Origin of the sequence: Leptotrichia hongkongensis, from assembly GCF_041538065.1 — a bacterium.
GTDB lineage: Bacteria > Fusobacteriota > Fusobacteriia > Fusobacteriales > Leptotrichiaceae > Leptotrichia > Leptotrichia hongkongensis.
The window spans coordinates 22,809-35,731 of record NZ_JBGORW010000011.1; the positions used below are offsets into that span (position 1 = coordinate 22,809).

Consider the following 12,923-nt stretch of genomic DNA (forward strand, 5'->3'; position numbering starts at 1 on the left):
TTTTGAAATTATATGGTAAGATAAAATAAAACAATATTATAAGAGGAAAAGTATAAATATAGAAGAAAAAATATTAATGAAAATAGTAAAGAAAAAATATGAAAAAAAGAAAAAAAGGAGTAAAGGAAATTGTGTATACGGGAATGGCATTTTATGGGAAAAAGTTAAAGTGGAGTGTAAAATAGTTATTTATATTTTGCTTCTTTTTGTTTGTATAGTATAAATTCTAAATTTAATAAAAAGTAAAAAATTGTTTTTATAGTAATTTTATGGTATAACAAGAATAAAGAAATATATTTGGGAAAATAAAATGCAGAAGCAAGCAATGATAACTTCTATTCAAAATATAAAATGGGATTCGCTACAAGCAATAAAATTTTATAAAAGTAATTAATGAATCAAAGGATATTTCAAAAGAAAAATATGAAGCACAAAAAATAATGAATGAGATTTTAAATACTGGGAATAATATAAAAGAAATAGAAACACTAACTTTATTTGGTAAATTGAATAATAGAAGGATAGAATTGATAAAACAAAATAATGAAGTGTATAAATAAACAATAAAATAGAAAGGGAAATTTTAAATTATGATAGCAGTGATTGATTATGGAGTAGGAAACCTTTTTTCCTTGCTTTCTTCTTTAAACTATGTCGGACTGGATACGAAGCTGACTAATGATATTGAAGAGATAAAAAATGCCAAGGGGATAATATTGCCAGGAGTCGGGGCTTTTAGAGATGCTATTGGGAATTTGGAAAAATATGGGCTAAAAGAGACTTTGATAAGTGAAGCGAAAAAAGGAAAGACGTTTTTGGTAATTTGTCTTGGTATGCAGATGCTTTTTGAAAAAAGTTATGAATATGGTGAATATGAAGGACTTGGTCTTATAAATGGAACTGTTGAGGAAATAAAAAAATATATTCCTGAAAACTCTGATTTGAAAATACCTCATATGGGATGGAATAGTTTAGCCATAAATGATGGATTTAAAGATGATAAAATTTTAAAAAATGTAGACAATAATGAATATGTTTATTATGTTCATTCATATTTTGCAAAAACAGATATGAAAAATATTGTCGCATATTCAGAGTATGGAACAAAAATACCTGGAATTGTAAAAAATGAAAATGTCTATGGAATGCAGTTTCATCCTGAAAAAAGTGGAGATACTGGATTGAAGTTATTGAAAAACTGGGGAGAATTAATAAAATAAAAGTAACATTACGATTATTTTACTTAGTTTATTGATTTTTTGATTTTGATAACTTATTTTTTAATTGAGAAGAGGTATTTATGAAAAAAATAATATTACTGATAGGTCTTCTTGCATCAGTGAATATGAATGCTAAAAGCCGAAGTGAAATGATAAGGCAGGATTTGTCAAAATTAGGAGTTTCTCAGGAAATAATATTAAAAACAATAGAACTGGATAAAGAAATACCTAATGTAGTGAGTGAACCTGATAGGGAAAAAGTAAAAAATTTGGCATTAAAAATTGAAGCATTGCTGAAAAAGAATGAGAAGAATTTTGTGTTATCAGAAAATTTGATAAATATTTATAATGCACTTGGAAAAAGTGATGCTGAAAAATTAAATAATTTTAAGCGGTATGAAAAATATAACCCTTATGAAGTGTCAAAATTATTTTTTTCAAATATGTATTATGCTAACAAAGGAGATACAGCAGCGTTTGATAAAAATTATGAAAAACTTAAAAGGGAATATCCTGATTATTTAATCACTAGAATTGCTGTAACATATACGATAGGAAGAGATGCAATCTGGAATGTTATGAAAAATGATGAAAAAGCGGCCCTTGCAAGTTTAAATTCCATTATGAAGATGTGTGATGATAAAATAAAAACGGAAGAATCACGTATTTCTGATGAGCAGGCGTGGGCATACAAATTGACGATGGGATGGTTTGCAATAAGCTTTTATTTAAATGAGAATCGTACGCAGGATGCAATTGATTTTTATTATGAAAATTTTGAAGGGAAAAATAAGCCAAGTGAAGAAATATTGTATTACAACAGGTATCAAAACTGGTATATAAAATCGGAGCTGGCAAAGGCAAATAAAACTGATTTTTACAATAATAAGAAAATATTTCAAAAAAATTTGGATAAAATAAGAATGTTTGATTAGTATTTTTGAGATTTTCTATCAAAGTTAGAATTTCGAGTATGATTGTTGAAGCAGATATTCCAAATATTAGGATTTTTATATTAAGATTTTTCCTTTGTGTTTTGGAATGACTTAACTTTTTTGAAAAATTTTGCAGTACATAAAAAAATAGAGTTATAGAATAAAGTATATAATATTTGAAGGAGATTAAATTATGATAGAGATTTTTCCAGCGATAGACTTACATAACGGTCAGGCAGTGCGATTGAAACAAGGAGATTATAATCAAGTGGAAGTGTTTTTTAAAAATCCTGTTGAAGTTTTGGATTTTTTTAATAAAAATAATTCAAAAAATCTTCATATTGTAGATTTGGACGGAGCAAAAGACGGAAACACTAAAAATTATGAAGTTATAAAAGAACTGGTTGAAAAAAGTGATTTTTTTGTTCAAGTTGGCGGTGGAATCCGTGATGAAGAGAGAATAAAAAAATATATTGAATTGGGTGTAAATAGAGTTATTTTAGGAACGATTGCTGTTGAAAATGAAGAGTTTTTAATAGAAATGGTAAAAAAATATGGAGATAAAATTGCAGTTTCTGTGGATGCGAAAAATGAAAAAGTAGCTGTAAAGGGATGGACAGAAACCGTTGAATTAAATTCAGTTCAGTTGAGTTTTGCAAAAAGTTATCGGACATTGTAGTAAAAAACAATAATTTATACCGACATTTCAAAAGATGGAATGTTAAATGGTACAAATCTTGAAATTTATAAAAAGTTGTCCAAAATAGTAAAATCAAATATTATAGCTTCTGGTGGAATTACATTTTTAGATGAAATAAAAGAACTTAATGAAAATGGAGTTTATGGAGCTATTGTTGGAAAGGCGATTTATTCTGGAAATCTTGATTTAAAAGAAGTATTGGAAGTTAGCAAATAATATTTTAAAAATTGTTTAAATGAAATTGAAAATGTAAATATTGCATATTAAAAGAAAGTGGGTGCAAAAATGCTTGCAAAGAGAATAGTTCCCTGTTTGGACGTGAGAAACGGGAAAGTGGTAAAAGGTGTTAATTTTACCGAGATAAAAGAGGTTGAGAATCCCGTTGAGTTAGCAAAGTTTTATAATAAATCTGGTGCTGATGAACTTGTTTTTTATGATATTACAGCAACTGTTGAGGAAATACTGATATTTTAAAGGAAGTGGCAAGTCAAATATTTATTCCGCTTACTGTTGGCGGTGGGATAAATACACTAGATGATTTTGACAGAGTGCTAAAAGCGGGGGCAGATAAAGTAAGTGTCAATTCAGGTGCAATAAGAAATTCAAAACTAATTGAAGAAGCTGCAAAAAAATATGGAGATCAGTGTGTAGTTTTGTCTGTCGATGTAAAAAGAGTAGACGGCAAATTTAAAGTTTTTGCAAAAGGCGGTAGAGAAAATACTGGAATTGATGCAATTGAATGGTTTGTGCAGGGGCAGGAAAATGGAGCTGGAGAAGTTGTTGTGAACAGTATCGATACGGATGGCGTTAAAACTGGCTTTGATTTGGAATTATTATCAATTTTGGCTAAAAAATTGTCAATTCCAATAATTGCGTCAGGTGGAGCTGGTAACATGGAACATTTTAAGGAATTATTTAAAATACCAGGAATTGATGCAGGACTAACAGCTTCGATTTTTCATCTTAAAGAAGTGGAAATTATGGAGCTGAAAAGGTATTTGAGGGATAATGGAGTGGAAATGAGGATTTGATATAGTTGAATAAAAAAGGGTCTGTCTCATAAAGTAAATAAAATTACTAAATCATAAATTTTATATATTTTACTATATTTATAAAGTCAATAAAAATAATATCTGTTAATTTTTAAAAATATATAACATTTATGTTAGTAAAATTATTTTTGACTTATGAGACACCCTCATTGGTTTTCATTTTTAAAAATAGAGTCTATATCTCTATGGCTAAAAATAATACGCAAAATAATTATACTTTTTAAATTATCATTTACAGAATAATATAAAATATAGTTGTTAATCAACTTTTTTCTAATAATCAATAATGTACTCTGGTAAAAATTTATTCGTAACTTTTGGATAACTCTTTGGAAATAACTGAATGTTCGTAACAGATTCTTGAAATTTATTTATAAAAGAGGTTGCAGCTGTTGAATTATTTAATTCTACTTTGAGATTTAATAAAAAATATAGAGCGAGATATTGTCAATAAATTTTAAAATACTTATGGAAAAAAGTAAGATGAAAGAAACTTATTTTATTTACCGAGATAAATAGGCATCAGAAAGACAAAGTGACGGAGTTGAATTTTGTAAAATACCTGAATTTTATGATAATAAAATTTATTTTTATTGTGCAGAATTATATGATTTTTTTGACTTCGATTGAAGATATTGGAGATTTGAGTAAAGCAAAAGATTTTAAATTAAAGAATAAAATAATCCCAGCTACTTTGAAAGAAATTTGTAGTAATGAGTTAGTTGATTATATTAATTTTATTAAGTAGTATGATATTCAAAATAAAAAAATTTTAGGTGTCACGTATATTAATTTATAAGGAGGTTATATATGATAATTTTGAAAAAATTAAGGAATAAAACAAACTATTTAGCTATTCTAGCTATTTTAATATGTATCGCAACAACTATAAGCACAGCAAATAATATTTATGAAAATCTATATTCTTTTAGATCTAAACGAAAGGTTGAGAATCCTGATCCAGATTTTGAATTAAAGCAAAAAGTCAAAGATAGGATAAAAGATGTTTCTACAAGAGCAGAAGCTGAGTCAAGACTAGTTTGGGTGGAAGTTCCTGTCTGGAGATTAAAAGACGGGAAAAAGGTGTCTGATACAGAAAGATTTCAGATTTTGGACGTACTTGCTAATGATGTAAAGGAAATTTTTCATGAAATACATAAAGGAAAAGAGAAATTTCCAATAAAAAACTTAATTGGCTATTCGTGGAGAGGAAGTTTTAAAAGTTTGCACAGCACAGGGCGGGCGATAGACTTAAATCCTGAAGAAAATCCACAGGTAAACAGCAACGGAAAGGCTATTGTCGGAAAAAGCTGGCAGCCAGGAAGCAACCCATATTCTATAAAACCTGATGGCGATGTAGTGAGAGCATTTACAAAAAGAGGCTGGATCTGGGGAGCGAACTTTAGAACACGAGATTATATGCATTTTGGCTTTGCAGAAATGTAATTTAAATAAATACAGAATAAAAAGAGGCGAGAAAAATGTTGCTTGGTGGAAATAAAACTACGAGAAAGATTGATAATTTTGCTATAAATAATTTGAAAATTCCAAGTATCGTGCTTATGGAAAATGCTGCAATTTCATTTGTAAAACATATTGATGAAAATGAAGATAATTTTCTTATTATTTGTGGTAAAGGCAATAATGGCGGAGATGGTTATGCAATTGCACGCCAGTTATTTTCAAAGGGAAAAAATGTTAAAATTTTTTGTATTAGCAATGAAAATATGAGTAATGATTGTATGATAAATTATGAAATTTGTAAGAATATGGGAATTGAGATATTTTATAAAATAGAAGAATTGGATAAATTGTTTTTTGAATGTAATGTTGTTATTGAAGGAATTTTTGGAACAGGATTAAATTCAGAAATAAAAGGAATTTATCAGGAAATCATTCAAAAAATCAATACAGCAAGCAATAATAAAAAAGTTTATTCAATTGATATTCCCTCTGGAATTAATGGCGATACTGGTGAAATTATGGGAATTTCAGTCAAAGCAGATATTACAATTTCATTTGTCACTTACAAAAAAGGATTTTTAAATTCAAAAATAAAAGATTTTTTAGGAAAAATCATTATTGAAAATATTGGATTGAACGAAACTAGTATCAATCATTTACTCAAAGAGTATTATTTAACACCTGACATGATAAAAAGTTTTCGTATAAAAAGAAATGAAGATTCCCATAAGGGAGATTTTGGAAAAGTATTGATTTTTGCTGGAAGCAGTGGATTTTATGGTGCAGGAAATATAGTTGCAAAATCGTGTGTGAGAACAGGAGCAGGACTAACTACTGTAATTACTGATAAAAATAACTTTTCATTAAATGTATTTGTGCCAGAAGCTATGAGTTTTCCAATTAATTTTGATAATATAAATGAAAATCTCGAAAAATTAGAAAATGAAATCTTAAACAGCGATGTAATTGCAATTGGGCCAGGAATTGGAAAAAGTGAGCAAGCATTTTTAATTTTCGAAAAATTGATCAGTATTAAGAAAAACAATAAAGGGAATACAATAAAACTGATATTAGATGCAGACGCTTTAAATTTGCTGTCAGAAAACAGGAAACTTTTTGAAAAAATAAGAAATAGAAGCATTTTGACACCACATTTGGTTGAATTTTCACGACTGACAGGATTTTCTACAGATGAAATTAATAAAAATCGATTTGAAATAACAAAAAATTTTGCAAAAAAATACGAGATAATTTTACTATTAAAAGGTAAAAATACCATTATTACAAATGGAGAAGAGCTTTTTGCAAATAGTACAGGAAATTCACATATGGCAAATGGCGGAATGGGAGATTGCTTAACAGGAATTATCTGTTCGCTTGTGGGACAAAAATATGATTTAATGAAGTCTGCTGGAATTGGAGCATATTTGCATGGTAAAATTGCAGATGAATTGGTAAAAAAACAGTATATTGTTAATGCTTCACATATTATTGAAAATATTTCAGAGTGTATTCTAAATATTTTTCAAAATTGATTAAATAGAAAATCTAGCTATAGAACGAAATTTATTATATTTTAAGTTTTGAAAAATAATATTAAAAAAATATTTGAAAAATTAGATAAAATGTAGTACAATAACATTATAAAGAATCTATTTATAATTTTATAACACAAAAATTTAATACTTTTTTAAGAAAGGAATCAAAAATGGCACTATTTTCTAGTAACAATGATAAAAAGTCGAGAGAAAGAAGAGAAAACGAAGACAGACTGAGCAGACAATTTTCTGCAAACAATGACGAAAACGTAAATGGTATCAGCACAATTTCAATGGAGACAACTATAACAGGTACTATCGAATCAAATTCTGTATTTAAAATGGAAGGAGTTTTAAACGGAGATATTAAAGGAAATAAACTTGTTCACGTTGGAAAGACAGGGCAAGTAAAAGGAAACATTACTGCTGAAACAGTGGTTGTAGATGGAGAAGTTTCTGGAGAAATCATAGCAGATAAAGTTGAAATAGGAGGTACAGGTAAGGTTTATGCTACAATAACTTCAGCTGTATTTGTAATACAAGAAGGTGGAATATTCGAAGGAAGAAAAAAAATTAAAATAGCTCTTATAAAAGAAGAAGATACTAAAGCAAAAAAAGAAAAAGAAGAAAAGAAATCTAAAGAGCCAGAAATAAAAGTAAATGAAAATAAAGAAAATGTTCAATTATAAAAATTTGTAATTTAAATATAAATTTAGTCATAAATTCATTTAACATATGAGTTTATGGCTATTTTTATGTATTTTTTATGTTATATAATTTTCAAGTTAAACAATTTTTCCATTTATACTATACATTAAAATAAAATTGTGATAAAATCTAATAAGCAGAGATAAATTAAATAAAAAAGGAATGAAGTTTGATGAAATTCATTGTAGAGAATTCAGCGGAAATAAAGGATATTATCGAATATCATAATGATATAGAGATTCCTGATTATAGTAAAAATCTTAAAGAAATAAAACAAAATAAAAATATTGTAATTTTGGGAAATTTTGACGGTGTTCACAAGGGGCATCAGATAATTTTAAAAAAATCTGTAAATAAAGCTAAAGAAGAGAATTTAAAAACAATTGTCTATACATTTAATGAATATCCGAAAAATAAACAGACTAAAATAACAACTTGCTCTGAAAAAGCATATTTATTGAATGAAAATGGAATTGATTATCTTTATCTGGAGCAATTTGAAAAAGTTAGGAATTATACACCGAAAGAGTTTGTAGAAAAAGTACTTGTGAATACTTTAAATGCTAAAGAAGTTTATTGTGGGTTTAACTTTACTTTTGGAAAAGAAAAATCTGGAGATGTAAGTACGCTTGAAAAACTTTTAAAAGAAAAAAATATAAAGCTTAATGTTCAAGAACCTGTACGAGATGAGAACAAAGAAATAATAAGCAGTACAAGAGTTAGGAATTATATTAAAGAAGGAAATTTTGAAAAAGTTAGAGAACTTCTTGGACATAATTTTATTATTCTTGGAGAAGTTGTTTATGGTAAACAGTTGGGACGTGTTTTGGGCTTTCCTACAGCAAATTTACGATTTGAGAACAAAATTTATCCAGAATTTGGAGTTTATGGAGTAAAAGTTTATATTGAAGATGATGAAAAAATTTATAATGGAGTAATGAATATTGGTAGAAATCCAACGGTAGATATTGGTGTATTAAGTGTAGAAACAAATATTTTTGATTTTTCAAAGGACATATATGGGAAAATAATTCTAATTGAAGTTTTGGAAAATATTAGAAGTGAGAAAAAGTTTGATTCTGTAGAGGAATTAAAAGAACAGATTGGAAATGATGTAGATTATTGGAAAAACAAAATCTCGTATTGGCGTAAAAAATATCAAAAAGAAAAATAGGTAAAATATGGAAAATATAATACAAATTAAGATTGATAATTTTGAAGGTCCATTAGATTTACTCATTCATTTAATCGAAAAAAAGAAAATGGACATTAATGAAATAAATATTTCACAAATAATAGATGATTATTTAGGATATATTCATGCTCAAAAAGAGTTAAATCTAAAAATAAAAGTTGAATTTTTGATAATGGCAACTGATTTAATCGAAATTAAGGCTTATTCAGTATTAAATAGGGACAAAAAATTAGAAAAAATTGAAAATCTAGAGAAAAAAATAATAGAATATCAATTATTCAAAGAGATTTCAGAATTATTTTCAAAACATGAAAATGAATATAATATTCCTTATACAAGAACAGGTACTGAAAGTATGGGAGATGAAATAATAGAATATGATATCTCAAGCCTAAATTTAGATAATTTATTTAAAAGTTTAAAAAACTTGGTCAATACAAAGCTAAGAGAAAAAAATGATTCTCAAGATAGAATGATTTTAAATTTGGAAGAAGACAGTTATTCAGCAGAGGATGCTTATAACGAGGTTTCAGATATTATAAAAAATGATAAAAAAGTGGAGTTTAATCAGCTGTTAAGGAATAAATTCTCAAAATCTAGAATAGTAACCTTGTTTCTTTGTATTCTAGATATGTTTAAAAATGGAGAAATTGACATAATTGTCGAAGAAAAAAACTTTTTTATTAAGTCAATGCAAAATTCAAGAAAGGAAATTAATTAATGTTTAAATCTAGTTTTATAGTAATGATTATAAATATGCTAAGCCGTATTTTAGGCCTTGTCCGTGAAATGATTATCGGAAGCGTGTTTGGTGCAACAGGAATGACAGATGCATATTTTAGTGCCACAAAAATCCCCAATTTTTTTACAACATTGTTTGGGGAAGGATCTCTCGGTACAGTCTTTATCCCAATTTATAATCGTGGAATCGAAGAACAAGGAAAAGAGAGAACGGATGAATTTGTCTTTTCAGTATTAAATTTAATAGTTGCATTTACATCAACAATGTCAATATTAATGATTTTGTTTTCAAGACAAATTTTAAAAATAACAACAGGTTTTGCAGATCCTGAACGTTTTGAAACAGCTAATATGCTTTTAAAAATAGTTGCTTTTTATTTTTTATTTATTGCACTTTCTGGAGTAGTATCATCGTTATTAAATAATTATAAAAAGTTTGCGGTGGCTGCATCAATGGGAATTGTTTTTAACTTAACAATTATAATCGGAACACTTCTTTTAAAAAATAAAATGGGAATTTATGGATTAGGGATAGCTTATTTGTTGTCAGGATTTTTTCAGCTTGCTATGATGCTTCCACAATTTTTTCAAATAATGAAAACGTATAAATTTACATTTAACTTAAAAGATGAATATGTTATTGAAATGTTTAAGTTAATGATTCCAACATTAATAGGAATTTTTGGATACCAAATAAACGAAATTATAGACAACCGTTTTGCCACAATGTTGCCTGCAGGAACAGCAAGTGCCTTAAATTATGCAAGCCGTCTATATTTATTGCCAATCGGAGTTTTTGCTATTTCATTGGCAGTAGTGATATTTCCTACATTATCAAAGGCTGTAGTAAAAAATAATATGAAAACAGTAAGAAAAGTAGTTCATCAAGGTTTGTACATGTTAGCATTCTTAATTGTTCCTTCTTCAGTTGTATTATTTGGTTATGCGCAGGAAATTGTGACATTAATTTACAAAAGAGGGCATTTTAGTGAAAAAAGCGTAGTAATAACTTCTGAAACATTGCAATTTTACGCAATCGGACTATTATTTTTCTCAACAATACACCTTCTTACAAGAAGCCATTATGTATTCAAGGATAGAACTTTGCCAGTAATTTCTTCATTTACAGGAATTGGAATTAATATTCTTTTAGACTGGCTGCTATACAAGCAATACCGACATGTTGGACTTACGTTTGCAACATCATTTGCAGCAATGGTAAATTTCCTTATACTATATATATCTTTAGCAAGACGATATGTGAAATTACGAACATTTAAATATCTTGTAATACTTATAGTTACATTTGCTACATCAGGAATCTCATTTTATATTTCAAAAATGATAAGACTAAACATAATAGGAAGATTTAGCATTGCAATTAATTTAACAGCATTTGCTGTAATTTATCTTCTAATATGGTTTATCTTGATTTCAATTTTTAGAAAAGATTTAATTGAAAAAATGCTAAAAAGAGTTTTAAATAGAGGATAAGTATGATACAGGAAAAAATTAGATATACAAAGACAGGTAAACGAATAGAAGTTTACGAATTTAAAGCTAAACTACATCAAAAAGTAGTAATGAGCAAAAATCAGTTTGAAGAACATATTTTTCCAAAACATCCTGAAATCTCGCTGGAAATAATAAAAGAAGTATTAGAAAATCCAGATTTTGTAACAAAACAGTCAAAATCTCGAAAAGAGCATTTTTATCAAAAAAAAATTGGGAAATTGAATTATTTTGTAGTAATTTCCCAACATAAAAATGTAAAAAATTTAAGATTTGTGTTAACAGCCTTTATGGCAAAAGATATAAATTTTTTAAAAGAAAAAAATATACATTACAGATACAAAAAATAAAAATATCAACTTATGGAAAAATTATTAATATTAATCCTTTTTTTAAATAGAAATAAAGTTTTGTAATTAGATAATTCAATATTCTTTAACAGAAAAGCTTGTAATAAATTCGTTATTTAAACAAGATTTAGTATAATCAAAAAATTGAATACAATATAAGAAAAAAATCATCGTAATAGAGAGCGTATAAGAGCCTAAAATTAAGTTAGCCATACTTTTTTATTGTCGATGATTTTTTATTGCTTAAAATCGCTTATTTAGCTTTTTTAGATTTTCTATTTATGTAAAACATAAATAGAATTTTTATTATAATGCACTATAAAATATATAATAAATGGTATTCTATAAATTCATAAAGTTCTATAAAAGTTCTGTTTTTTAAATAAATTTTTGAAATTATTTGTTCAATTTTTCCATTAACTGAATGTTCGCATCCTTATATAAATGAGAATATGTATTTATAGTAGTTTGCAAATTATCATGTCCTAGTCGCTTGCTGATAGCAGTGATGTCAGCTTGGATAAATAATAAATATGAAGCATGAGAATGCCTAAAGTCGTGAAGGCGTATTTTAGGTAAATTTGCTTGTAAACTGTATTTCTCCAAAATGTATCTAAGTTGTGAACTTTTTAAATTAAAAATTCTAGCACTATTTATATTTTTTTTATTTTGATTTATTTTTGAAGTTTCAGAAAAATATAATTCTAAATCCGAAATAAGAGTTTCTGGCAATAAAACTTTTCTTATAGAGCCTAAAGTTTTCGGAGTAGTGATATAATCCTTTTTATTTATACGTGAAAAAGTTTTATTCACGTCAATAAATTTTTCTTCTAAATTAACATCATTTTTAGAAAGAGCCAAAAGTTCACCAATCCTAAGTCCAGTCCAAAACAAAATTTTAAATATAATAATAGAATCAGAATATTCTCCATTTTTCTCTTTATTTTTTAACTCTAAAACTTCGATAAACTTTTCAAAATCGTTTAAAGACCAAATTTTCATTTCCGAACGATTTTTCTTGCTTCCAAAAGATCCCATATTTTTACAAGGATTTTCATTTAGTCCTTGATATTTCGTAGCCCAGTTAAACATGCTTTTCAATGCTGCATAAATATTAGACTTAGAATTTTCACTAAACAGTTGTGCATTTTTATGTTCCTTTTCTAACATCTCGTTCTGCCATTCTCTAATCATAAAAGGAGTAATCTTATTTATTTCAATTTTATCAAAAAATGGTAAAATATGCAAACGGAAATATGTTCCTATAGTATTGACTGCAGTAGACTTGTGTCTTTTACTATAATCTTCAAAATAAAGTTCATATAATGATTGAAATGACATATTCATAGACTTGGCAATCTTTTTCTTAAATTCGTATTCGTATTCTTGAGCCTCTTTTTTCTTCTTAAACCCAGTCTTTTTGTACTTTTTATTTACGCCTTTATAGTCTTTGGCATAAAACATCGCATACCAAGTCTTTTTATCCGCATTGTAATAAACCGGCACTT

13 protein-coding genes and 1 pseudogene are annotated in these 12,923 nt (G+C 27.1%); 13 read left to right on the forward strand and 1 reads right to left on the reverse strand.

The features are described 5' to 3' along the window. Positions 1 to 590 precede the first annotated feature (590 nt). The 13 genes and pseudogenes from hisH (at position 591) to ACEG17_RS08735 (ending at position 11,415) form a co-directional block, all read left to right on the forward strand. Positions 591 to 1,220 (forward strand): imidazole glycerol phosphate synthase subunit HisH, encoded by a 630-nt coding sequence (hisH, locus tag ACEG17_RS08680; protein ID WP_299574833.1) that lies wholly within the window; start codon positions 591 to 593, stop codon positions 1,218 to 1,220. A gap of 80 nt (positions 1,221 to 1,300) precedes the next feature. After that, positions 1,301 to 2,155 (forward strand): hypothetical protein, encoded by an 855-nt coding sequence (locus tag ACEG17_RS08685; protein WP_299574836.1) that lies wholly within the window; start codon positions 1,301 to 1,303, stop codon positions 2,153 to 2,155. Positions 2,156 to 2,348: 193 nt separating this feature from the next. Then, positions 2,349 to 3,071 (forward strand): annotated as a pseudogene (hisA, locus tag ACEG17_RS08690) (1-(5-phosphoribosyl)-5-[(5-phosphoribosylamino)methylideneamino]imidazole-4-carboxamide isomerase). Positions 3,072 to 3,140: 69 nt separating this feature from the next. Next, positions 3,141 to 3,329 carry a HisA/HisF-related TIM barrel protein gene (locus ACEG17_RS09970; RefSeq protein ID WP_443674898.1) on the forward strand — a complete coding sequence of 63 codons (189 nt, stop codon included), beginning with the start codon at positions 3,141 to 3,143 and terminating at the stop codon, positions 3,327 to 3,329. A gap of 5 nt (positions 3,330 to 3,334) precedes the next feature. Continuing rightward, positions 3,335 to 3,886, forward strand: a complete 552-nt coding sequence (gene hisF, locus ACEG17_RS08695) for an imidazole glycerol phosphate synthase subunit HisF (RefSeq protein WP_299574659.1) — start codon at positions 3,335 to 3,337, stop codon at positions 3,884 to 3,886. A 556-nt stretch (positions 3,887 to 4,442) separates the two neighbouring features. Beyond that, a complete protein-coding gene (locus ACEG17_RS08700) occupies positions 4,443 to 4,655 on the forward strand; it encodes a hypothetical protein (protein ID WP_372583400.1) in 213 nt (70 codons plus the stop codon). Positions 4,656 to 4,717: 62 nt separating this feature from the next. After that, complete coding sequence (locus ACEG17_RS08705) at positions 4,718 to 5,353, forward strand: M15 family metallopeptidase (protein ID WP_372583401.1); 636 nt, start codon at positions 4,718 to 4,720, stop codon at positions 5,351 to 5,353. A gap of 35 nt (positions 5,354 to 5,388) precedes the next feature. Further along, the gene (locus tag ACEG17_RS08710; protein WP_372583402.1) at positions 5,389 to 6,906 is read left to right on the forward strand and encodes an NAD(P)H-hydrate dehydratase; all 1,518 of its coding nucleotides are present in this window, start codon (positions 5,389 to 5,391) and stop codon (positions 6,904 to 6,906) included. Positions 6,907 to 7,079: 173 nt separating this feature from the next. Next, positions 7,080 to 7,598 (forward strand): bactofilin family protein, encoded by a 519-nt coding sequence (locus ACEG17_RS08715; RefSeq protein WP_372583403.1) that lies wholly within the window; start codon positions 7,080 to 7,082, stop codon positions 7,596 to 7,598. Between the two features lie 191 nt (positions 7,599 to 7,789). Next, positions 7,790 to 8,791 (forward strand): bifunctional riboflavin kinase/FAD synthetase, encoded by a 1,002-nt coding sequence (locus ACEG17_RS08720; RefSeq protein WP_372583404.1) that lies wholly within the window; start codon positions 7,790 to 7,792, stop codon positions 8,789 to 8,791. A 7-nt stretch (positions 8,792 to 8,798) separates the two neighbouring features. Then, positions 8,799 to 9,533 (forward strand): segregation and condensation protein A, encoded by a 735-nt coding sequence (locus ACEG17_RS08725; protein ID WP_372583405.1) that lies wholly within the window; start codon positions 8,799 to 8,801, stop codon positions 9,531 to 9,533. Next, complete coding sequence (gene murJ, locus ACEG17_RS08730) at positions 9,533 to 11,047, forward strand: murein biosynthesis integral membrane protein MurJ (RefSeq protein WP_372583406.1); 1,515 nt, start codon at positions 9,533 to 9,535, stop codon at positions 11,045 to 11,047. The genes ACEG17_RS08725 and murJ overlap by 1 nt, the downstream gene beginning before the upstream one ends. 2 nt (positions 11,048 to 11,049) lie before the next feature. After that, a complete protein-coding gene (locus ACEG17_RS08735) occupies positions 11,050 to 11,415 on the forward strand; it encodes a PBECR3 domain-containing polyvalent protein (RefSeq protein ID WP_314115226.1) in 366 nt (121 codons plus the stop codon). A 396-nt stretch (positions 11,416 to 11,811) separates the two neighbouring features. Here the strand turns inward: ACEG17_RS08735 and ACEG17_RS08740 are convergent, their stop codons facing one another. Continuing rightward, positions 11,812 to 12,921 carry a tyrosine-type recombinase/integrase gene (locus ACEG17_RS08740; RefSeq protein WP_372583407.1) on the reverse strand — a complete coding sequence of 370 codons (1,110 nt, stop codon included), beginning with the start codon at positions 12,919 to 12,921 and terminating at the stop codon, positions 11,812 to 11,814. Positions 12,922 to 12,923 lie beyond the last annotated feature (2 nt).

What these genes read in the sequence shown, in the direction of transcription:
- hisH (WP_299574833.1), top strand. Translation starts at nt 591, where the DNA reads ATGATAGCAGTGATTGATTATGGAGTAGGAAACCTTTTTTCCTTGCTT.
- ACEG17_RS08685 (WP_299574836.1), top strand. Translation starts at nt 1,301, where the DNA reads ATGAAAAAAATAATATTACTGATAGGTCTTCTTGCATCAGTGAATATG.
- ACEG17_RS09970 (WP_443674898.1), top strand. Translation starts at nt 3,141, where the DNA reads ATGCTTGCAAAGAGAATAGTTCCCTGTTTGGACGTGAGAAACGGGAAA.
- ACEG17_RS08705 (WP_372583401.1), top strand. Translation starts at nt 4,718, where the DNA reads ATGATAATTTTGAAAAAATTAAGGAATAAAACAAACTATTTAGCTATT.
- ACEG17_RS08710 (WP_372583402.1), top strand. Translation starts at nt 5,389, where the DNA reads ATGTTGCTTGGTGGAAATAAAACTACGAGAAAGATTGATAATTTTGCT.
- ACEG17_RS08715 (WP_372583403.1), top strand. Translation starts at nt 7,080, where the DNA reads ATGGCACTATTTTCTAGTAACAATGATAAAAAGTCGAGAGAAAGAAGA.
- ACEG17_RS08720 (WP_372583404.1), top strand. Translation starts at nt 7,790, where the DNA reads ATGAAATTCATTGTAGAGAATTCAGCGGAAATAAAGGATATTATCGAA.
- ACEG17_RS08725 (WP_372583405.1), top strand. Translation starts at nt 8,799, where the DNA reads ATGGAAAATATAATACAAATTAAGATTGATAATTTTGAAGGTCCATTA.
- murJ (WP_372583406.1), top strand. Translation starts at nt 9,533, where the DNA reads ATGTTTAAATCTAGTTTTATAGTAATGATTATAAATATGCTAAGCCGT.
- ACEG17_RS08735 (WP_314115226.1), top strand. Translation starts at nt 11,050, where the DNA reads ATGATACAGGAAAAAATTAGATATACAAAGACAGGTAAACGAATAGAA.